This is a genomic window from Shewanella sp. 10N.286.48.B5, assembly GCF_002874355.2.
In the GTDB taxonomy this organism is placed as follows: Bacteria; Pseudomonadota; Gammaproteobacteria; order Enterobacterales; family Shewanellaceae; genus Shewanella.
The window spans coordinates 171,968-193,755 of the sequence record NZ_MCVG02000001.1 but is presented as its reverse complement, the minus strand read 5'-3'; the positions used below and the strand labels follow the sequence as shown (position 1 = coordinate 193,755).

General features: G+C 41.5%; 16 protein-coding genes. 3 read left to right on the top strand and 13 right to left on the bottom strand.

The genetic code is table 11. The features are described from left to right. The first annotated feature begins 81 nt into the window (after positions 1-81). On the top strand, positions 82-2,463 hold the full coding sequence (locus BCU57_RS00870) for a PilZ domain-containing protein (RefSeq protein WP_102436188.1): 2,382 nt from the start codon (positions 82-84) through the stop codon (positions 2,461-2,463). A 184-nt stretch (positions 2,464-2,647) separates the two neighbouring features. Here BCU57_RS00870 and BCU57_RS00865 read toward each other — a convergent pair whose 3' ends face one another. Next, positions 2,648-3,544 (bottom strand): alpha/beta fold hydrolase, encoded by an 897-nt coding sequence (locus BCU57_RS00865; RefSeq protein ID WP_102436190.1) that lies wholly within the window; start codon positions 3,542-3,544, stop codon positions 2,648-2,650. 331 nt (positions 3,545-3,875) lie between these two features. Further along, positions 3,876-4,862 carry a phosphoserine phosphatase SerB gene (gene serB / locus BCU57_RS00860; protein WP_102436192.1) on the bottom strand — a complete coding sequence of 329 codons (987 nt, stop codon included), beginning with the start codon at positions 4,860-4,862 and terminating at the stop codon, positions 3,876-3,878. An 87-nt stretch (positions 4,863-4,949) separates the two neighbouring features. Here serB and BCU57_RS00855 point away from each other — a divergent pair, with 87 nt between their 5' ends. Beyond that, complete coding sequence (locus tag BCU57_RS00855) at positions 4,950-5,768, top strand: AhpA/YtjB family protein (RefSeq protein ID WP_102436194.1); 819 nt, start codon at positions 4,950-4,952, stop codon at positions 5,766-5,768. A gap of 64 nt (positions 5,769-5,832) precedes the next feature. On the opposite strand, the gene deoD is transcribed toward BCU57_RS00855, so the two are convergent. The 11 genes from deoD to pnp all read right to left on the bottom strand — a co-directional run bounded on the left by deoD (position 5,833) and on the right by pnp (position 19,317). Then, positions 5,833-6,543: a purine-nucleoside phosphorylase gene (gene deoD / locus BCU57_RS00850; protein ID WP_076543293.1), complete on the bottom strand. Its 711-nt coding sequence runs from the start codon at positions 6,541-6,543 to the stop codon at positions 5,833-5,835. Positions 6,544-6,668: 125 nt separating this feature from the next. Then, positions 6,669-7,886 (bottom strand): phosphopentomutase, encoded by a 1,218-nt coding sequence (locus BCU57_RS00845; protein ID WP_102436196.1) that lies wholly within the window; start codon positions 7,884-7,886, stop codon positions 6,669-6,671. A 13-nt stretch (positions 7,887-7,899) separates the two neighbouring features. Continuing rightward, positions 7,900-9,231, bottom strand: a complete 1,332-nt coding sequence (deoA, locus tag BCU57_RS00840) for a thymidine phosphorylase (protein ID WP_102436198.1) — start codon at positions 9,229-9,231, stop codon at positions 7,900-7,902. A gap of 128 nt (positions 9,232-9,359) precedes the next feature. Continuing rightward, on the bottom strand, positions 9,360-10,133 hold the full coding sequence (gene deoC / locus BCU57_RS00835; protein WP_102436200.1) for a deoxyribose-phosphate aldolase: 774 nt from the start codon (positions 10,131-10,133) through the stop codon (positions 9,360-9,362). Between the two features lie 394 nt (positions 10,134-10,527). After that, entirely contained in the window at positions 10,528-11,355 is an 828-nt protein-coding gene (locus BCU57_RS00830; RefSeq protein WP_102439551.1) for an outer membrane protein OmpK, read from the bottom strand. Between the two features lie 349 nt (positions 11,356-11,704). Continuing rightward, the gene (locus tag BCU57_RS00825; RefSeq protein WP_102439552.1) at positions 11,705-11,959 is read right to left on the bottom strand and encodes a hypothetical protein; all 255 of its coding nucleotides are present in this window, start codon (positions 11,957-11,959) and stop codon (positions 11,705-11,707) included. A 64-nt stretch (positions 11,960-12,023) separates the two neighbouring features. After that, entirely contained in the window at positions 12,024-13,286 is a 1,263-nt protein-coding gene (locus BCU57_RS00820) for a NupC/NupG family nucleoside CNT transporter (RefSeq protein ID WP_102439553.1), read from the bottom strand. 184 nt (positions 13,287-13,470) lie between these two features. Beyond that, the gene (locus BCU57_RS00815; protein ID WP_102439554.1) at positions 13,471-14,232 is read right to left on the bottom strand and encodes a TatD family hydrolase; all 762 of its coding nucleotides are present in this window, start codon (positions 14,230-14,232) and stop codon (positions 13,471-13,473) included. A gap of 173 nt (positions 14,233-14,405) precedes the next feature. Continuing rightward, on the bottom strand, positions 14,406-15,989 hold the full coding sequence (gene prfC, locus BCU57_RS00810) for a peptide chain release factor 3 (RefSeq protein WP_076542871.1): 1,584 nt from the start codon (positions 15,987-15,989) through the stop codon (positions 14,406-14,408). 156 nt (positions 15,990-16,145) lie between these two features. Then, positions 16,146-17,051 carry a lipoprotein NlpI gene (nlpI, locus tag BCU57_RS00805; protein ID WP_102439555.1) on the bottom strand — a complete coding sequence of 302 codons (906 nt, stop codon included), beginning with the start codon at positions 17,049-17,051 and terminating at the stop codon, positions 16,146-16,148. 163 nt (positions 17,052-17,214) lie between these two features. After that, complete coding sequence (gene pnp, locus BCU57_RS00800; RefSeq protein WP_102439556.1) at positions 17,215-19,317, bottom strand: polyribonucleotide nucleotidyltransferase; 2,103 nt, start codon at positions 19,315-19,317, stop codon at positions 17,215-17,217. A gap of 365 nt (positions 19,318-19,682) precedes the next feature. Here pnp and BCU57_RS00795 point away from each other — a divergent pair, with 365 nt between their 5' ends. Further along, entirely contained in the window at positions 19,683-21,719 is a 2,037-nt protein-coding gene (locus BCU57_RS00795) for a putative bifunctional diguanylate cyclase/phosphodiesterase (RefSeq protein WP_102439557.1), read from the top strand. Positions 21,720-21,788 lie beyond the last annotated feature (69 nt).

Sequence of the window (21,788 nt, the reverse complement as noted above, 5' to 3'; positions counted from 1 at the left end):
TAAGCCTGATGCTAGCCGATAAGATTACCAGTCGAGCCTGCAATTATCACCTTTATCTGAGCCCTCAATAGAAAAGAAGCCATGAGTTTAGAAGAGCACAGTCAGCTTATAGAGCAATTAAAGCCACTTTTAATGGAACCTGATTTTAAGGATGCCTTTGAAATGTTTACGGCTGACGAATCAAACTCGACTCGATTTTTATTGAAAATGGAATTAAATCGCATTGCGGTGATTTGTACTCGGATCATTGATTTACGTGATAAAAGCGATCTTGAATGTGAAGAGGTTCAGGTTGGAAAACTACGTCATTTTCTCGATGAGCCAGCAAAGCTTTCCTTGCTAGAGGCACTGCAGCTGTATCGCAATAAGTATATCGTTGGCGTTTATGAGCATGTACTCAACCAGCACAAATTACGCAAAGAAAAAGCCCGCCAAAACAATCAGCAACCCGTAGCACAAACCTCCCAGTTAATTGTGCCTGGGGTGGTTTTAGGCAGCTATTTTAATCGTAGCGAAGAGCGAATGAATTACAGTATTCGTATTTCAGCCTCACAAACAGGTGGCCCCGAAGTTAATGGCGCCAGCTTAGATTTATCTGTCGGTGGCGCGAGAGTTCGCTTACCTGCTGACATTCGCTTTGATCAAGATAAGCCGCTGCGTATTAAATTACTTGAATTAAACGAAGAGTATTTTTTTGACGATCTCCAAAAAGGCATCAACTATAAAATCGTCGATATACAACACAAAGATGATAGTGCCATATTGCGCCTATGCCGTATTGGAGAAAGTAACGAGCTCGATAACTTATTAACCCAGCTGATCCGCAGTTACCGCTTTCGCTATAAAGTGGATGTCAACGATGTGATTGTCAATGCAACCGGGCTTGGGTTTGAACGCCATTATTTACCACTATTAGCTCACCTCCCCATTTATATCAGTTTAAATGACGGTAAACCGACCATTAGCCATTTGCTATTAAGTCAAGGCAACCAAGCTTCATTACAATATTTTCAAGATGAGCAAGAGATTAATCAGCTACCCGGTTTACTGACCAATAATCGCTTAGTCAATCTCATTAAGCACCCACAAGACAGTGACCATAGTTTATTTTTTTGCTTCACCTACCAAGCAAACGACACAATCCAATACTTTTCAGCCTCGCTTTATGAGTTAAAGCAACATGATGCCTTAGAGTTATTCCTTGGCTTTGGCGCAAGCAAAACTAGTTGGCGAGTGTTCAAAGTAAGCCAACAAAGCATTGACCATAAACTGAATTATAAAACCTCGACGCTACCAGGGGATGAAACCCACTACTCAGCGCTAGTAGAGCAACAACTGGCAGGCTTTAGCTACGTGCTGCAGTTAATCGATTTAACCAATGAGCAGGTTCAATCCGATTATCAAACCTGGTTTAACCCAAGTGATAACGTCAATAAGCTTAAAAAGTTTAACCAAACTAAGCTCAAACAAAACAGCATAAAACGTCTATCAATGCCCTTTAGCGAGCGACGACGAGAAGCGCGCTATGCCTTTAAAACCTTGGTAGATATTGAGCACAACAACCATAAAACCCGTGGGATAAGCCATGATATATCCACCCGTGGGCTGCAGCTTGCTTTAGAAGATAATCTTAACCTCAAAAAGCCTACAGATGTGTTACTTAGTTTCCCTAAACTGCAGCAAATTGCAGGCAAGACATCACTGTCAAACTTGCCATATCGATTGATCCGCAGCCGTAATCATGACCAAACCCTGCATTTGTCGGCCAACATTGGTCACGAACCCCATGCTGGAGTTGAGTTTATCAATAAACTCATTAATCATAATCGGGATAAACTTGAGCAATTATCAGATAGTGAAGGCGAGTTAAAAGAGCTAGCCGATGGCATGAAAAACTTACTCCTAAGACAGCTGGCTAATGTGCCCTTTTTTGTAGAAAAAACGCAAAAATCGGCGCAACTATCATGCTTAGGGATCGGCGTTAAAACTGATGCTATTAGCCATCTATTTGCCGCTGGCTCCACTAAACCATTAAATTATAATTTGACGCCATTATTTAATGAAAGCCAGTTTAAGCAGCTAATTATTAATCCAGTTCGAGCAATGAAGCCCATTGATGGCCTGAAATATATAGAGATATTCCTGCAGGTGTCTCGTCAAGGTAGAGGAGCAATTAACATTCAATCTCAGTTAGTCAACGACTTCGCTAGCCGAGATGCTCAAATTGCCTTTGTGCGCCACGCTAAAACTGTTGGCCGCTTTGTGGCTTTACGAGTTTATTATGGCGCAACTGAAAAGCCAGACATGAGCTATATTCGCCGCGAAATGGAATATATTGCCACCCATGCTTCCCACAGAGCAAAACAGCTTGAAGCCCTGTTATGGCGGGTTTTAGGAGCCGGAGAACTGTTAGAGATTAGTGCTGAAGTTGAAATGAGATATCCAGAGTTACACCAAGTCTAAATACCCCAAATCTGAATGACTCAAAACCTGAGTTGCTCAAAACTTGAAGGCTCCTAGCCTAAGTGCGCTAATGCTAAACCAAATTGATACACTAATCTCGACAGCGCTAATAGAGTATATATTGCAATCACTTGGTTTGTATTACTTCAGCTAGCGCTTATCGCTGCAGTTTATTTTTAAGTTGCTACTTAGCCAAACTGTCATACCAGCTTTTCACTAACGGGAAATGATCATCTACTGCGGATTTGTCGGTTAACATGCCTGCATGGGTGTAGTCCCGCTTAAAGCCGCGATGTTTAGCCAGTAAAGTATACTCAGCTGCCACCATCTGACACTCACCCATCATATCTTGCACATCTGAAGGGTTACCTAACACGCGGTCCTTTTTAGCGGCTAAAAACCAACAAGGCGGCCAAGTCACCTGCCTAGCTGCAGCGGCATAATCAAAGTTATCATGGCAATCTACCCAATCACCTTTTACCCAATCTATGGTTTGCCTTAATGATTGCCGGCTTTCATTGTCCATACCCATTCGATATTTATCTGCCGCTAAATAGCCATCCACTTTTGACAAAAATGGCGCCAACCGATTCCAAAATAAATCCACCATCATGGTTTTACGCAGAGATTTAATTTTGATGGTTCTTTTACTACCAAAGGTGACAAATGAAGCCACTTGAGTACGCACCTTAGCTAAGCGAACATAACAGCTCGCCATTAACACCCCGCCCCATGAGTGCGCGCACCAATGCACTTTACTTGCTGATGAATGCGATAAAATAAACTCATTGGCAAGGGGCAGCTGCTCTAAAATCACTTCGGTTTGACCTAAGGAATAGGCCGCGCTGATTTTAGGCTCACTTAAGCCTCTGCCTGCCGTATCGAGTATATACACATCAAAACCTTGCCTAGCAAGATAGCAACCTAAGCCTTTGCCCGAGGCACTGTAAAATACCCGTCCATTTGACATTGCGCCATGTAACATCAAAATTGGCATGCCTTTAGCCAAGCTAGGGTTTGCTTTGATATGCCGAATATGAAGGCGACCATTTCGATAGGGAATAAAATGTGACTGCTGCATGGGAATGAATATGACTATTTTGAGTGTATGAACTTAATACGGTAATCAGTGTAAATGTTAATTACAAGTTAATTAGAGTAATGAGCCTAATCAAGATAAAAAATGGCTCACTTAAAGTGAACCATTTAAAAGTGCTCTCAGCCAATATCTAAACAGCTAAGAGTCGATGCCATTGATGCTTGCAGCTCTTTACCCTTGCAGTGTTTTTAGGCTTGCAAGTAATACACAAAGTAATAAACAAAGCAGCGTAAATCCAAGTTATTGATACTGGTATCGGCAGCTTTTAGTCACTTAGGTTAAACCGTCATTTAACATTATGCTTGCAGTGTTTTTAGGCTTGCAAGTAATACACTAAGCAGCGTAAATCCAAGTTATTGATACTCGCATCGGCTGCAGCAAGCAGTTTCGGCTTAGCATGGAAGGCAATACCAAAATCAGCAGCATTAACCATAGGAATATCGTTGGCGCCATCGCCAATGGCCAGCCGTTGCCCTGCAGCAATTTGCCAAGTGGCACTGCACTTATCAATCACATTGGCTTTATATTGGGCATCAACCACATCACCTGTTACTTCACCGGTTAACTTACCCGCTTCAATGACCAGCTCATTGGCGTAAGCGGCATCTAAATCCAGTAAATCTTTTAAATAGCCCACAAATGGGGTGAATCCGCCCGAGGCTAACACTAACTTCCACTCGTTAGACTTTAGCTCTGCCACTAGGCTTTTAAGTCCTGGCATCAAAGGAAGTTGCTCACATAAAGTGCTGATAATACTCTCATTGGCGCCTGCAAGCTTACTGACCCTTAAGCGTAAACTCTCTTCAAAGTCTAATTCCCCTTGCATGGCCCTTTCGGTGACTTCTGATACCGCCTCACCCACGCCAGCCATCACAGCTAATTCATCAATACATTCTATTTGAATCGCGGTGGAGTCCATATCCATCACTAATAGACCCGGTTTAAATAAGCTCGCTAGCGGCGCGGTTATATTGAGAAGTTCTGCTTTTACCTGCTGCGGAAATTGACTCATCAGTGTCCCTAAAGCTGAGGTTGAGGCAAGTTCAAAACCTTGTAAATCGTTATGTCTCATCAAAGGCGTAATCGCGCAGTCTTGGGTTAACTTTGCCAGCCAGTCATTAATGGCCCCAAAAGATTGCGCTTCAAATACCACTCTAAAACGATAAGGGTACTTAACCTGAACATTGTTAAGATACTCGTCTTCAAAATAACGAGTTAAAGTGACATGATTATGGCTATACGTCGCATCAAATGTTGAGAATAACCACGTTAATGGCTGAATATTTACCTGAGTTTCCATGGACTGCATTTCCCCAATGATTGCGACTATCTACAATGAATTATTTCGATTAGTATTAATTAAATAGAAAAATGACCAAGGATTAAAGTGATTTTTGTTAAAGGTCTTAAAAAAAGCCAAAAAATCAGCAGATTAATTCAAATCAGCATTGCTGTAATTTTATTATTTGCTTTAGTGCATTTATGGAAGTCGAGCCTTAATAACGGTCAGCAACTGCTGAGTTCGCAAACCCAAATCATGGCGCGCTTATTAGCTCAACAAGTGGCCAATGGCGCAGCCCCAGCAATGCATCTACAAAATGATGAGCAACTACAATGGCTAGCCAATGCGCTCGTGCTCGACCCAAAAGTGATGTCAGTGAACATGTACAGTACTCAAGGGGTAAGGCTGGCGTTTGCCCAAAGCGTATCAGACATCGAATTTGACGCCGATGATAAAGTACTAACTGAGATGTTATCGCCCTACCCACCTTTAATTGAAAACGTGCTTCAAGGTGACAATAACTTAGGCTATATCGAGGTGAGGTTAAACTTACATATTTTCTTTGATGAATTAAAAAGCCACTATCAAGAAAATATGAAGCAACAACAAATTATGCTGATTATTGCAGGTATTATTGGTTTGCTGCTGTCGCGGGTCTTTTCGTTTAAACGCGCAGATTTCGACCGACGTAAAACTCGCGCCAAACAAGGACGTAAAAATAGCCAATTAGTGCAAAAAAGCTTGTCTGAAGAAATGCATCAACTTGAAGATAGCCGGACTGAACCGGCAGATGTGGATGACCAAAGCGCTAACCCAAAATCCTCACTGATAACAGAGTCTGATAGCGATGAAAATATGACTTTTAAACAAGAGATACTAGAAGCCGAAAACCTCAGACTTGATGATAAAAGTAAACCCAATTAACCATTAAAAAAAAAGCGTAACTGATAAATCAGTTACGCTTTTTTACGAAATAATAAACGTTAAATTACAGAGTAACTACTGCATCTAATGTCATGATAATCATTTCGTTGAAAGTATTTTGACGTTCATCAGAAGTGGTTTTTTCTCCGGTTCTGATGTGGTCAGAAACTGTCACTACGCATAATGCTTTAGCGCCAAGTTCGTGTGCAACACCGTAAAGGCCTGCCGCTTCCATTTCGACCCCAAGTACACCCATTTTTTCCATGGTATCGAACATAGAAGGATCTGGAGTGTAGAATAAATCAGCAGAGAAAACGTTACCTACACGCACTTTAGTTTCGTGCGTTTTAGCTGATTCGATCACTGCGTTCATTAAGCCATAATCTGCAATCGCAGCAAAATCTTGACCTTTAAAACGTAAACGGTTTGCTTGCGAGTCAGTACAAGCGCCCATTCCGATAATCACATCACGCACTTTTACGTCAGTGCTAATTGCGCCACAAGAACCAACACGGATTAGGTTTTTAACGCCGTAATCAGAAATAAGCTCATGCGCATAAATAGAACATGATGGAATACCCATACCAGAACCCATTACAGATACGCGAGTACCTTTATATGTTCCAGTAAAACCAAGCATGTTACGTACATCAGTAACTTGCTCTACATTTTCTAAAAATGTTTCAGCAATATATTTTGCACGTAATGGATCGCCTGGGAATAAAACTGTTTCAGCAAATGCACCGTCAACAGCATTAATATGTGGTGTAGCCATGGAAAAACCCCTATATTTTTATCGTATATCTTTATATGTGGGCAGCAAAGTCATCCCCTTCGCTGCCGGACGTGATTCTACTATATTTATTAACAGATTAACCTTAGTAGATAGCATTTGAATCATCAATTAATGAATGATTCGCCATAATCCATAGGTTCAAGCTTAAAATACGTCGCAATAGACTGCCCAATGTCGGCAAAACTGTTTCTACGGCCTAATGAACCGGCAGCTAACCCCGCGCCTAAAGCAATCACAGGAACACGTTCGCGGGTATGCTCGGTGCCAACCCAGCTTGGATCGCAACCATGATCAGCTGTCAGTAATAACAAGTCATCAGGGTTAAGTAAGGCTAATAACTCTGGCAAACGTTGGTCAAAGTATTCTAAAGCTTTGGCGTAACCGGCAATATCACGACGGTGTCCGTAGTGGGAATCAAAGTCAACAAAGTTAGTAAATACAATGGTGTTATCTTCAGCACGCTTGATTTGCTCAAGGGTTGCATCGAATAACTCTTCAAGACCTGTTGCCTTAAATTTCTGGGTAATACCGCTGTTAGCATAAATATCGGCAATTTTACCAATACTCACCACTTCACCACCGGCATCTTTAAGCTTATCTAATACCGTTGGCGCTGGCGGTAATACCGCATAATCATGTCGATTACCTGTACGGGCAAAATCTTCAGGACCCGAGCCCACAAATGGACGCGCAATCACGCGGCCAATATTGTAAGGCTCTAGCTCTTCACGGGTAATTTCGCACAAACGGTATAGGTTTTCTAAACCAAATGATTCTTCATGACAGGCAATTTGAAAAACTGAATCAGCTGAAGTATAAAAAATTGGCTTACCGCTGCGCATGTGTTCTTCGCCAAGTTCTTCTAAAATTGTTGTACCTGAAGCATGGCAATTACCCAAAAAGTCGGTTAAGCCCGCACGTTTGAGGATTTTATCCGTAAGCTCTTTTGGAAAAGAGTTGGTTAAATCAGAAAAGTAACCCCATTCATACAATACTGGCACGCCAGCCATTTCCCAGTGTCCACTAGGCGTATCTTTACCTGAGCTTAATTCATCCGCATGGCCATAAGCGCCAATCACGTCGATATTATCAGCGAAACCATCGGCGAATTTACCCGTACTTTCAAAACCTAAATGGCCTAGACCGAGCTTTGCCAGGTTTGGCAGTGTTAATGGTCCTTTTCGGCCAATATCAGCTCGGCCTTCAGCACAGGCTTTAGCAATATGACCAAAGGTATCTGAACCTGTATCTCCGAATTTTTCAGCATCAGTGGCAGCACCAACACCAAAAGAATCCAACATTAAAATAAATGTACGTTTCATAATTTTTACTCCATTATAAATCTGAAGCGCGGATATAACGGTAGATTTCAGGCGTCTTTTCTGGCGCAGAATCTTCAATGTTAATCGCCTGCTGAACGGCAGCAGAGGCTTCTTCGAAAGCGGCTTCAGATTGAGCATGTACCATGGCGATAGGCTTATCAGCTGATATCTCATCACCTAATGCACATACTTCTGTTAATCCAACGCTATAATCTAATGCGTCGCCAGGCTTTCTGCGGCCACCACCTAAGGTCACTACCGCTAAACCTAACTCTCGGGTATCCATGCTATGAGCAAAACCCTGTTTGTTGGCATACACAGGACGAATAATTTTCGCCTGTGGCAAATATTTGTCATAAGACTCAACAAAATCTGCTGGCCCGCCAAGGCCTGATACCATACGGCCAAAAATTTCAGCCGCTTTACCATTATTTAAAACAGTATTTAATTTTGTACGTGCGTCAGCATCATTTTGCGCAATGCCGCCAAGTACGAGCATTTCAGCACATAGGCCCATAGTGACTTCGTAAAGACGTGGGTTACGGTAAGCGCCAGTTAAAAAGTTAATCGCTTCACGCACTTCAACCGCGTTACCGGCACATGATGCCAATACTTGGTTCATGTCAGTTAATAAAGCGGTAGTTTTAGTGCCAGCACCGTTTGCCACTGCTGTAATACTGCGAGCAAGTTCTTCAGAGGCTTCATAAGTAGGCATGAATGCGCCGCTACCGACTTTGACGTCCATTGCTAAAGCATCTAGCCCAGCTGCGAGCTTTTTAGAAAGAATTGAAGCAGTAATTAACGAGATAGACTCAACGGTTGCGGTATTATCACGGATTGAATAGAAACGCTTATCGGCAGGGACTAAATCACCGGTTTGGCCAATAATGGCAACGCCAGCTTCTTTAACTACTTTGCGAAACAACTCACTTGATGGCTCGGTTTGGTAACCAGGAATGGCATCAAATTTATCTAAGGTGCCGCCAGTATGACCAAGGCCGCGACCCGAAATCATCGGTACATAACCACCACATGCCGCCGCCATTGGGCCAAGCATCAGGCTAATGACATCACCAACACCGCCGGTGCTGTGCTTATCAATAATGGGGCCGTCAAGTGACAGTGCATCCCAGTTTAATACAGTACCTGAGTCACGCATACCTGTGGTTAAGGCAATACGTTCATCCATGTTCATATCTTGAAAATAAACAGCCATACCAAAAGCGGCTATTTGGCCTTCTGAAACGGTATTTTGAGTAATGCCATCAACAAAAAATTGAATTTCAGCTGCGCTTAATGCATCACCATTACGTTTTTTACGAATAATTTCTTGAGCGAGAAACATGCTACTTCCTCCAGCAAGATGAATTTATTGAGCCATCTTGCTACAACAATAAGGCACCGAATGGGCTAAAATGATCCATTCGGTGCATGCTAAATCGTTATGTCAAAACCGTACAATACTAACTTTGATTAGTAACCTTGTGCACCAGCAGGCGCATCGGCTAACTCAAGAGTATGAAGTAAGCTAGTTAATAAGCTTGAAGCGCCGAATCTAAAGTGTGCCGGAGTAACCCAGTCAGCACCTAGAATGCGTTCAGCTAAACCTAAAAACTCGGCAGTTTTAGCCGCGTCACGTACACCACCGGCTGGTTTAAAACCAACATTGGTGTTCTTTTCGCTAATCACGGTTAACATGATTTCAGCCGCTTCAAGTGTGGCATTAACCGGTACTTTACCGGTTGATGTTTTGATAAAGTCAGCACCTGCATCAATTGAAAGCTCAGATGCTTTACGAATTAATGCTGGATCTTGTAATACACCAGATTCGATAATCACTTTTAAGATAGCTTCATCACCACAGGCTTCTTTACACGCTTTGACTAGCTCAAAACCTAAGTTTTCGTTGCCAGCCATTAATGAGCGGTATGGAAATACCACATCAACTTCGTCTGCGCCGTAAGCTACAGCGGCACGGGTTTCTAATACTGCGATAGCAATATCGTCATTACCGTGTGGGAAGTTAGTCACTGTGGCGATTTTGATGTCTTCACAATCAAGTTCGTTTAAGGTTTTACGAGCGATAGGGATAAAACGAGGGTAAATACAAATTGCAGCGGTATGTCCAGCAGCAGTATTCGCTTTATGACATAAATCAATGACCTTTTGGTCAGTATCATCATCATTTAATGTGGTTAAATCCATTAATGAAATGCCAAGTTGTGCTGCTTTTTTTAAATCACTCATGTGTGCTCTCCAAAACAAAAAATAAATTAATCTTGTTATGGCAATGCAATTAAGCTGGCATTAGGGTGTTGATGGGGCCGGGCCTTCGAGCATTGCCAGTAAATAAATTCATAAATTACTGAACTAAGTATTCAATCTGATAACGAGTACCACGACTTGAATCCTTGAAGACCGGAAGAGGTGAAACAAAGATTATTGTTTCATCCATTCCGCGAAAAATCCGTTTTAGCGCGCAAATCAATCCAAATTAATGACAAGCTAATATCACTTATTTGGACCTTAATATTTATCTAAATACACTTTAGCAAATTCTACGATATATTTAAGTAAATACTAACATAAATTAATAAAAAAATAGAGCCACACAAGTGTGGCTCTATACTTTCAAGCAATCTTAGAACTTGTAAGTTGCTGTAAGGTAGTGAGCGAAACCAGTAGTTTCTAGACCTACGATACCAGCACCATCTTCAAGAAGGTATACATCTTTATATGCTTTTAGGCCGTAACCTAGAGCGTAGTTGTCTGAATGCCAATGTAAACCGAAGTATGCTGCGCCACCGTTGCTAGACATAGGTACGAACTCATTGCCGTAATCATCGTCTGCACCGAACTGGTAATCAACGTAACCTTGGAAAGATACGAAAGTACCGTTATCAAAGTTCATTACTGGCTTGAACCAGTTCATAGAGAATTGGTAACCATTCCAATCTTTACCATTCATGTCGTAGTGAGCGTATATGTTCATGCCAGTTTTACCTAACCATGGAACCATAACATCAGCACCTAAACCCCAGAAAGATGCATTCACGTCTTCTGCGATTGGTCCGCCACCCCAGTTAAATAAAGTAGAGAAGTAAACTTCTTGGATAGGACCAACTGAAAGGTCTAAACCAGTAATTGCATCAAGAGAAAAACGAGGTGCAAACTTCATGAACATACGGTTTTCACCGTAACCTTTATCACCAGAATCTTGAGTAAATAAGTTGAAAACATCAACGTAACCGTATAAATCAACAACACCAGCACGGCCGCCAAATTCCATTTCTAAGTAATCGTGACCACTTTCACCACCACTTGGTAATTCGTCAAAAGCATACATTGCATTGAACTGCATCCAACTGTAATCACCAGAACGTAAATCGGTGCGGTCAGCAGCCATAGCAGGTGCAGACATTGCAGCGATCGTAGTTGCAGCTAAAGCTAAAGTTTTAACGTTTTTCATTATCAACCCCATTGATATATTTAGTACCACCTTCGTGGGTGGCGATTTTTATAAAACGTTCGCATTGTACCTATTCTAGCTAAAAGCTCAATACAAAAAAGACAAAATACGAATACTTAATCCCAAAATGTGAACAATGTCGCTACCTTTAACTAACAACCAATAATTAAATAATCTATAAAACTATTAATAGGCCCAATATCGTTATATAAAACCTTAGCAAGCAACATACCATAAACAGCTGTAGCAAAAGTTGATTAAGTAAAATTCACGGAGAATGGCTGTTTTTAAAGACAAAAAAAGCCGTTATTACTAAATGATAACGACCTTTTTATTGGTAATGTTTACATCATGGTAGTGATAACATCGCTAAAAATTGACCCGTAAATGTTGCACCCAAGAAGTTAACAAGCGAGCTAGCAATAACGGCACGTATATTAAGCTCAGCAAGCTCATGGTGACCACTAGGCACCATTGAACCAGCTAATCCAGCTAATCCAGCTAATCCAGCTAATCCAGCTAATAGCATAGCCATAGCCATAGCGGATAAGTGAGCAACACCAAATAATGCCAATGAAATGATAACCACTATTTTTAGATACAAAAAAGGCCGTTATTAATAAATAATAACGGCCTTTTGACTAACCAAGCTTAACTCATAGCAGATATTAAATCGCTAAGAATAGGCCCGCTAGCGTTGCGCTCATTAAGTTAGCAAGTGAACCGGCAATAACAGCACGGATACCAAGCTTAGCAAGGTCATGACGACGACTAGGCGCCATTGAACCTAAACCACCTAATAGAATAGCAATAGACGATAAGTTAGCGAATCCACATAATGCGAATGAAATGATAGCTTTGGTTCTATCAGACATCATCATGCCAGTCTCAGCAACTACTTTGAAACCTTCTGCAGAAGCATCAAGTAAGTAAGGAGCAAAGTTTAGGTAAGCAACAAATTCGTTTACAACAATCTTTTGGCCGATGAATGAACCCGCTACAAGCGCTTCGTTCCAAGGTACACCGATTAAGAATGCTAATGGCATGAAAATGTAACCAAGAATAAGTTCTAAAGTAATACCTTCAAGACCAAACCAACCAGTTACACCACCGATGATACCGTTGACCATTGCAATTAAACCAACGAAGGCAATTAACATTGCACCCACGTTTAGTGCTAAATGCATACCAGATGAAGCACCGCCAGCAGCAGCGTCTAATACGTTAGCTGGTTTATCAGGATCTTCAGGAAGATCTGACATGTCATTTTTAGCTTCTTCAGTTTCAGGATGCATTAGTTTAGCCATCATCAAACCACCAGGAGCCGCCATGAATGATGCAGCAACTAAGTATTCAATTGGTACACCCATTTGCGCGTAACCGGCTAATACTGAACCCGCTATTGATGCTAAACCACCAACCATGATTGCGAATAATTCAGAGTTAGTCATAGTCGCAATAAATGGACGAACAACTAGTGGCGCTTCAGTTTGACCAACGAAAATATTCGCTGTCGCTGACATAGACTCAGTACGGCTAGTACCTAATGCTTTTTGCAAGCCACCACCGATGAGACGGATGATCCACTGCATAATGCCTAAGTAGTAAAGCACTGCGATTAATGAAGAGAAGAACACGATAACGGGTAAAACATTTACCGCGAAAATAAAGCCAACTTTGAATTGAGCTAAATCGCCAAATACGAAGTTAATGCCCGATTGTGCATAACTAATTACACTAGATACGGCATCTGACATACCTTGTAAGATATCTTTCCCCACTGGTACGTATAAAACGAAACCTGCAAAGAATGCTTGAATAGCTAAAGCACCACCAACAGTACGCACATTAATTGCTTTTCTGTTATTTGATAGTGCATAACCGATTGCTAGTATGGTAACCACACCTACTAGACTCATTAGTATATCCATTAATCACGACCCTTTTTTAATTTGTTAACGATATGTATAATTGTTGTTAACTCACCTATTTTCAGTTAGTGATTATAACTGACGAGCGGATGAAAATCGTGGATTAGTTCATAGTTTTAGAGTTTAATTTCAGGATCTTATCCCACAGCAACGCCCATCAACCACGGTGTTTAAAAAAAAAGAATTACAGCTCAAACAGTTGTCGAGCATTTAACCCCAACTGTTCCATAATTAAAACAGTGGTTTTTTTTTGTAATTTTGCTATCTGTTCAACAAAACTTATTATCTGAAGCGGAGTATTTCGTTTATCTGGTGAATTATAGGGCGCCATGCTGGGAGAGTCGGTTTCTATTAGGAAGTGTTTAATATCAACTTCTGTAACCGTTTTTTGTAACTTTTTGGCGCTAGGGTTCATGATTAACCCACCTATTCCCAGTTTATAGCCCAGTTCAATATAAGATTTTGCCAACTCTGGGGCGCCATAAAAGCCATGAATAACCCCACCTTTAGGGTTAGGGTATTTTTTCAACATGGCTAATAGTTGTGGATGAGCTTTTACGGCATGTAAAATCACCGGTAATTGCCAATCAATTGCTGATGCTAATTGAGCCTCGAGTAAATCCAACTGTGATTGAGACCAATGTCGAAGCTTATCTAAACCACATTCCCCCAGGGCAACAAACCTTGGATTAGGCCTATGTTTAGCGATGAGATTATTTAACGCCGCCACTGCTTGAGAAATGTCAGCAGGTACATACCAAGGGTGGATACCTAAGGCAAAATAGCAGTCAAACTCGCTGGTAACCTCTAGCTGTTTAGCCCAAGATGACTCACTCACCCCTGGAATAATGACGTTGTCGATCCCGTTTGCGCGCATCTTTGCAAACAAAGCAGCTCTATCGTGGTCAAAATCCACAAGATCAAGGTGGGCATGGGTATCTATCATCACTTTCCCTCAAACAAATAACTTTACTGCAAATCACAGCTAATGCAGCAAACCTGCTTAGCACTTTTTACGTTACTCATCTTGCCACTATAGAATAAAATTAGCCTCAAGCTTAAATCACAGCCAATAAAAAAGGCGGTTAGACCGCCTTTTAACATCAAACACCCCAGTGATTAGTTTTCGCGAGTTTTAGCGAACTCTACATCAGGGTAACGTTCCATGGATAAATTCAGATTTACCATAGTCGGTGCAATATAAGTTAGGTTATTACCACCATCTAAGGCTAAATTGCTGCTGCACTTACGACGGAACTCTTCGAGTTTACGCTCATCTTTACAGTAAACCCAGCGGGCGGTTGAAACACTAATGCCTTCATAAATCGCTTCGACGTTATATTCACTCTTAAGGCGTCCAACAACCACTTCAAACTGCAGTACGCCAACTGCGCCCACAATTAAGTCGTTGGTATCTAGCGGTCTAAAGACTTGAACAGCGCCTTCTTCGGCAAGCTGTACGAGACCTTTAAGCAATTGCTTTTGCTTTAACGGATCTTTTAAGCGAATACGGCGGAACATTTCAGGGGCAAAGTTAGGAATACCAGTAAACTTAACTTTTTCACCTTGGCTGAAAGTATCACCAATTTGAATGGTGCCATGGTTATGTAAACCGATAATATCACCTGGGTAGGCTTCTTCAACTTGCTCACGATCACCAGCAACGAAGGTTAACGCATCAGAAATACGCACATCTTTACCGACACGTACATGATGCATTTTCATGCCTTTCTCGTACTTACCAGACACAATACGCATAAATGCGACGCGGTCACGATGCTTAGGATCCATGTTCGCTTGGATTTTGAAGATAAAGCCAGAGAACTTTTCTTCTTCAGCATGAATATCACGTACTTCAGTGGCGCGAGGTTGAGGCTTAGGTGCCCACTCAGTTAAACCGTCAAGTATATGATCAACACCAAAGTTACCTAATGCGGTACCAAAATAGACAGGTGAAAGTTTACCGGCTAGAAACGCCTCTAAATCGAACTCATGTGATGCACCGATCACAAGTTCTAATTCTTCACGTAATAACTCAGCAAGTTCAGCACCAATTGCTACATCAAGTTCAGGATTATCAAGGCCTTTCACTGTACGCACTTCTTGAATTTTATGCCCTAAACCTGACTGGTATAAAATTGCTTCGTCGCGATGGATATGATAAACCCCTTTAAACGACTTACCACAGCCAATCGGCCAAGTGATTGGCGCACATGCGATTTTTAGCTCAGTTTCAACTTCGTCCATCACTTCCATAGGATCGCGAATATCACGGTCACATTTATTCATGAATGTCACGATTGGTGTGTCACGTAAACGGGTAACTTCCATTAGTTTACGGGTTCGGTCTTCGACACCTTTGGCCGCGTCGATCACCATAAGACATGAGTCAACAGCGGTTAAGGTACGGTAAGTATCTTCAGAGAAGTCTTCGTGACCTGGAGTATCAAGTAGGTTTACTAGGCAATCACTGTAAGGAAATTGCATTACCGAAGTAGTAATAGAAATACCACGGTCTTTTTCCATTTCCATCCAGTCAGATTTTGCATGCTGTTTAGAGCCACGACCTTTAACGGTACCTGCAGTTTGAATTGCTTGTCCGAATAAAAGTACTTTCTCAGTAATAGTGGTCTTACCGGCATCAGGATGCGAAATAATCGCGAAGGTACGACGTTTATCGACCTCTACTGTTTGAACTGACATGGTTTACTTGCCCTAGCATAATAAAAAGGCGCAAATTATAGCGTTTCCCATCTAGGTTGGCTAGGTAAACTCACTTAAACCCAAATGGTGATGGTTTAAAAAACCCAAAAGGCTAATGCCGATGCATTAGCCTTTGTGCTGAGCTAACAATTATTATTAATTAGCGACTGTAGATTGTTCAAGTATTTGCAGCGCTTGGGCTAGCTCTATTCTGGCATAACGATGTTCAACAAAATCATAAATATTTGTTGCCAAGCTTAAGCGATAATAATCCGCTGCCAGTTGATAATCTTTTTGCTCCACCGCTTTTTTAGCTAGGTAGAAATAGGCTTCACACAGACGCTCAGCATACTCCTGAGGTTGAGTCAGGTTGACTTTAGCTGCATCAAAAACTTGCTCTTTAGTCAGCTTACCAAGGTAATAATCAATGATGACTGAAGACCACGCCTGATCGTTAAGCGATTGGCGGTTAGTTAATAGCTCGGCTTGCGCTGCTTGCTGATCTGTCGGCACTTGCACTAGGTATAACCACAAAGCACGATAACCATCAGCAGGTGCTTGGGCCAAAAATGTGCGCATATCTTCAGTGGCTAACTCATAGCGTTCACCGTAATACAAAGCAATACCACGGTTGAGATAAGCATAATCGTATTGGGGGGATAACTCTAAGACCCCATCAAAAGACTCATAAGCAGGTTCAAACTCGCCTTCTTGGGTGTAATAAATCCCTAAGAAATTATATGCATCAGCAAGATTAGGTTGTAATTTTATCGCTTGGTGAAAATCAATTTTAGCTAGTAGTCGTAGGCCAACACTATCGTAGATAACACCACGGTCATAATGAAAGCGTGCTCGTTGCTCAGTGGTTAATTCCATAGAGGCTAAAATGTCATTGAGCTTAGCTAAAGTGACTTCTAACTTGTAATCAGGCACTTTGGGAGAAACCATCACTTTGCCTGACGCTGCGCTATTATCATTGCCTGAAAGTGAAGCACAACCTGACAATAACATACTGGCACCGACACATAATGCTACCACAGTGGTCCGTAATTTATGTTCCATTTAAATACCTTATCAGGTTCTATAGTTAGTTTGCATCATATCAACCAATAGCGCCAAGGGCTACGCAGTTAAAGATAAATTTATCATTGGCTAAATTTTGCCAATAAAAAAGGAGAGCCTTAGCTCTCCTTTATCGATTAGATTAACTGAGTTAATCTAACAACTATTCTGCAGCAGGTTCTGCTTTAGTAACAGCTTCTTTGATAGAAAGTCTTACACGACCTTGACGGTCAACTTCCATCACTTTAACGTCAACTTCTTGGTTCATCTCAAGGTGGTCAGAAACGTTAGCAACACGCTCTTCACTGATTTGAGAAATATGAACTAAGCCATCTTTACCAGGTAAGATGTTAACGAATGCGCCAAAATCAACGATACGGATAACTTTACCTTTGTAGATACGGCCGACTTCAACTTCAGCAGTAATCTCTTCGATGCGACGGATAGCTTCTTTAGTTGCTTCACCATTTGAAGAAGCAATTTTAACAGTACCGTTGTCATCTAATTCAATTGTTGTACCGGTTTCTTCAGTAAGTGCACGAATAGTTGCACCACCTTTACCGATAACGTCACGAATTTTTTCAGGATTAATCTTGATAGTCGTAATACGTGGAGCGTGATCAGAGATATCTTCACGTGCGCCACCAATTGCTTGGTCCATCACGTTAAGAATATGAACACGAGCGCCGTATGCTTGTTGCAGAGCGATATCCATGATCTCTTGAGTGATACCTTCAATCTTGATATCCATCTGCAGAGCAGTAATACCATCACGGGTACCAGCTACTTTAAAGTCCATGTCACCTAAGTGATCTTCATCACCTAAAATGTCAGAAAGAACAACAAAGTCGTCGCCTTCTTTAACTAGACCCATTGCGATACCAGCAACTGAACTCTTGATTGGTACACCCGCATCCATTAATGCTAATGAAGTACCACAAACAGAAGCCATAGAGCTTGAGCCGTTTGATTCAGTAATTTCTGAAACAACGCGGATGCTGTATGGGAATTCTTCAGCTGAAGGCATAACGGCATTCATACCACGCCAAGCTAGCTTACCGTGACCGATTTCGCGACGCTTAGGTGAACCTACCATGCCAGTTTCACCAACTGAGTATGGAGGGAAGTTGTAATGAAGCATGAAGCGGTTAGTACGCTCGCCCATGATGCTATCAATTTTCTGTGCATCACGTTCTGTACCTAAAGTACAAGTAACTAACGCTTGAGTTTCACCACGAGTGAATAATGAGCTACCGTGAGTACGTGGAAGTACACCAGCAAGTACATTCAATGCGCGGATCATATCTGGTTCACGACCGTCGATACGTGGCTTGCCACTGATAATACGACCACGAACAATGTTCTTCTCTAAGCTACCAAGTAAGTTATCAACTTCACGTTGATCAACATCTGCGTTTTCAGCAACTAATGCCGCTTTTGCTGCTGCTTTAACAACACCAACTTGCGCATAACGATCTTGCTTAACTTCAATTTGGTAAGCTTCAGTCATGCCAACTTCAGCTAAATCTTTAATTTTAGCAACTAAGTCTTGATCTTGAACAGGAGCAGTCCAATCCCAAGTAGGCTTGCCCGCTTCAGCTTTAAACTCAGCAATCGCATCAACCACAACTTGTTGTTGATCGTGACCGTAAGTTACCGCGCCTAGCATGATTTCTTCAGCAAGTGACTTAGCTTCAGATTCAACCATCAATACAGCGCTTTTAGTACCTGCAACAACAAGATTTAAGTCGCTTTCAGCAACTTGATCTACTGATGGGTTAAGTAAGTATTCACCGTTGATATAACCAACACGTGCAGCACCTAATGGTCCATTGAATGGAATACCAGAAATAGCCAGCGCTGCTGAAGTACCAATCATAGCCACAATGTCTGGCTCAATTTGTTGGTCTACAGAAACAACAGTAATAATGACTTGGACTTCGTTTTTAAAACCGTTAGGAAATAAAGGACGAATTGGACGGTCGATTAAACGAGCAATAAGCGTTTCGTCTTCATTTGGACGACCTTCACGCTTAAAGAAACCACCAGGGATCTTACCAGCAGCGTAAGTCTTCTCTTGGTAGTTAACTGTTAGTGGGAAGAAATCACGGCTTAAATCCGCAACTTTTTTACCAACTACAGTAACAAGGACAGTTGTATCGCCCATGCTCGCTAGTACTGCAGCATCAGCTTGACGTGCAATAACACCTGTTTCTAAGGTGACAGTATGTTGACCATACTCAAAACTCTTTACAATTGGATTCACGTGACCCATTCCTTAATTATTGACCTTTAAATTACGCGCATAAGTATACTTCAATTTTTTATAATAGTTAAAGGTCATCGCCATATCAGTCTAAAAAATAATTTATATTTTGCCTTTTAAGGTCGATATGGTTATATGAATTCATATCTCATGGCAATATAAAATGATAATAACAATGCCCTGGCCGAAAAATAGGCTTTAATCCTTGGGCTAAACGCTATACTTAATGACTTTTTGAACAAATTTATCTACAGTGAAAGGTAGAAAATTCCTAACAATAACAAGCAGGTTTTTTAGGTAATTTAAGATTTTGTTAGCCCGCCAACAAAAGTAAGCTCAACGTTATTGCAAATGGAAATAAAATAATGCCGCCACAGTTTAAGTCTTTGACATGGAAGCAAACAAATTTAGTGGTGTTCACAGCATTATTTTTTGCTATTGCTATTTTTATTGTCGAGCTTGCACTGGTTGTTATTACCACCAAACAGCAAATCCAGGCCTCCCAGCAAAAACTCGTCAATTCTGTTGAACAAACCATATCTAATGTGGTGTGGGCTTTAGATGACAAACAGACCCAGCAAAACTTAGAAGGTATTATAAAAATTGATGATATTCGTTCTGCTATCATCACCTTAGATGACAATTCCTTGTATGTTGAAGCAAGTCATCAGGCCAAACGATATCCAACTTACTATGACAGTTTGAGTTACTTGCTCTTTGATGAGTTAAAGGAAATCTCACGACCTTTGTATCGACCGCACTATTTTGAGGGCGATAAAAAACAGCAACAAATTGGCACCTTATCTATCCATTACGATATTCAAGCAATGACCAATAATTTGTTTAACCGACTTCAGTTAAGTTTTATCGCCACCTTAGCCAGAGCCTTATTGCTCACTTTAGTGCTCACGATTGTGTTTCACCGATTCCTCACTCAGCCAATCGCGCAGATCAGCGAAGCCATTGATAACATTGATCCTGAATTACCGGATGAAAACCTCATTCCCATAACCTGTGCCCATAAAGATGACGAGCTTGGACTTGTCTCCACAAAATTAAATCAAATCTTATTGCAGTTCAGTCAGGCTCAAAACAAATTACGAAAAATGGCCACCCGAGATCCTCTCACTAATTTGCCCAATAGAACCCTATTACTTGAAACATTAAGTGTCACCATACAACGTGCGCGCGTTCACAAACGCCAATTCGCACTGTTATTTATTGACCTCGATAGATTTAAAAATGTAAATGACTCTTTAGGGCATACTATCGGTGATCAATTCCTTGTAAGAATAGCCCGAATTTTAGAATCGGGCATCGCTGATAAAGGCAGCGTGGCCCGCCTAGGAGGTGATGAGTTTGTTATCGTTGCAGATGATATAAAAACCCCGCAACACGCCGCTGATTTCGTTGAACAGCTGTTAAAGCAACTCAATATGCCAATACAGCTGAATGAGCATACGATTCACCCTGCGGCCTCGATTGGTATTGCGATATACCCTGAAGATGGCCAAGGCGCTGAGGATCTTATCCGGCACGCCGATATTGCCATGTATAGCGCTAAAGCTGCGGGTTCAAACCAGTGGGCCTTTTTCAAGCAGCAAATGACTGAACATGCCGCACTTAGATTAAAAACCGAGGCCTCTTTACACAATGCGCTTAAGCGAAATGAATTTAGGGTTTATTTTCAGCCCAAATTAGATCTTAAAACTAATGAAATTGTCGGCTGTGAAGCCTTAATCCGCTGGCAAAAAGACGGCAAACTTGTGCCACCCATGGCGTTTATTCCTATCGCTGAAGAAACTGGCATTATCATTCCCATCGGCAGATGGGTTATTGAACAAAGTTGTAAGCTGCTCCGTGAGTGGGAGAAAAAATACAATCGCGTCATTCCCATTGCGGTAAATGTCGCTTCACAGCAGTTTGCTGATGCAAGCTTGGTATCCGATATCAAACAATTGGCGCTACGTTATCAAATTCGCCCCGAGTTATTGGAAATCGAAATAACCGAAACATCACTGATGAATGATATCACTCAAGCCATCGCTAAACTCGAACAACTTAAAAGTGCCGGTTTTGGTATTGCCGTGGATGATTTTGGTACCGGCTATTCATCTTTGTCTTATTTACGCCGTTTGCCTATTACCACAATGAAAATCGACCGCTGCTTTGTCTCTGACTTACCCCATGATGGCGCCATCGCCTCCACTATTCTAATGCTAGGGCAACAGCTAAATCTGGATATTGTTGCAGAAGGGATTGAAAACCAAGCGCAGCTGGCATGGCTACAACAACATCATTGCCAAGTTGGTCAGGGGTTTCTATTTAGTAAACCTTTACCACAAGACGAGTTTGAAGCGCGCTATTTTGGTGAGCAGCAGGTAAAGGTAGAGCAGGCGTAAACAAGAATGCTAGTTAAACTACATTTATTTTAGCCAATAAAAAAGGAGGCATAGCCTCCTTTTTTACGG

Bases quoted from the DNA above. Each gene is read 5' to 3' on its own strand.
- BCU57_RS00870 (WP_102436188.1), top strand. From the start codon at position 82: ATGAGTTTAGAAGAGCACAGTCAGCTTATAGAGCAATTAAAGCCACTT.
- BCU57_RS00865 (WP_102436190.1), bottom strand. From the start codon at position 3,544: ATGCAGCAGTCACATTTTATTCCCTATCGAAATGGTCGCCTTCATATT.
- serB (WP_102436192.1), bottom strand. From the start codon at position 4,862: ATGGAAACTCAGGTAAATATTCAGCCATTAACGTGGTTATTCTCAACA.
- deoD (WP_076543293.1), bottom strand. From the start codon at position 6,543: ATGGCTACACCACATATTAATGCTGTTGACGGTGCATTTGCTGAAACA.
- BCU57_RS00845 (WP_102436196.1), bottom strand. From the start codon at position 7,886: ATGAAACGTACATTTATTTTAATGTTGGATTCTTTTGGTGTTGGTGCT.
- deoA (WP_102436198.1), bottom strand. From the start codon at position 9,231: ATGTTTCTCGCTCAAGAAATTATTCGTAAAAAACGTAATGGTGATGCA.
- deoC (WP_102436200.1), bottom strand. From the start codon at position 10,133: ATGAGTGATTTAAAAAAAGCAGCACAACTTGGCATTTCATTAATGGAT.
- BCU57_RS00830 (WP_102439551.1), bottom strand. From the start codon at position 11,355: ATGAAAAACGTTAAAACTTTAGCTTTAGCTGCAACTACGATCGCTGCA.
- BCU57_RS00820 (WP_102439553.1), bottom strand. From the start codon at position 13,286: ATGGATATACTAATGAGTCTAGTAGGTGTGGTTACCATACTAGCAATC.
- BCU57_RS00815 (WP_102439554.1), bottom strand. From the start codon at position 14,232: ATGATAGATACCCATGCCCACCTTGATCTTGTGGATTTTGACCACGAT.
- prfC (WP_076542871.1), bottom strand. From the start codon at position 15,989: ATGTCAGTTCAAACAGTAGAGGTCGATAAACGTCGTACCTTCGCGATT.
- nlpI (WP_102439555.1), bottom strand. From the start codon at position 17,051: ATGGAACATAAATTACGGACCACTGTGGTAGCATTATGTGTCGGTGCC.
- BCU57_RS00795 (WP_102439557.1), top strand. From the start codon at position 19,683: ATGCCGCCACAGTTTAAGTCTTTGACATGGAAGCAAACAAATTTAGTG.